The organism is Bacillus cereus group sp. BfR-BA-01381 (assembly GCF_022663555.1).
Taxonomy (GTDB): domain Bacteria; phylum Bacillota; class Bacilli; order Bacillales; family Bacillaceae_G; genus Bacillus_A; species Bacillus_A pacificus.
In genome coordinates this window covers 1-270 of record NZ_JAKUFR010000290.1, presented here as the reverse complement: position 1 = coordinate 270, position 270 = coordinate 1, and the positions used below count along the sequence as shown (strand labels likewise).

The window sequence follows — 270 nt, the reverse complement described above, 5'->3', positions numbered from 1 at the left end:
GTCAGTTACTATATCAAAAAGGAAATCATGAATTAGTGTCTGAAAAGATGAGTGAAATTAGTGAAAACCTAGAAGCAATAGACAACGATTTCATAAAAAATACTTTTGATTTAAGGTTTAAAGAAGCAAGAGCAGTAATGTTAATTAGAAATTGTAAGCTTAAAGAAGCTAGATCCATATGTGATGAAATATTAGGGGAATGTGAGTTGAACCCTTTCTTAATACTGCCTAGAGCAATTGCGTATTTTAAGAAAGGAGAGACTTTTATGT

1 pseudogene is annotated in these 270 nt (G+C 30.7%); it reads left to right on the top strand.

Annotated features, from left to right (window positions below):
- Positions 1-35: 35 nt before the first annotated feature.
- Positions 36-270, top strand: a pseudogene (locus tag MR079_RS28735) (AimR family lysis-lysogeny pheromone receptor); the annotation flags it as partial.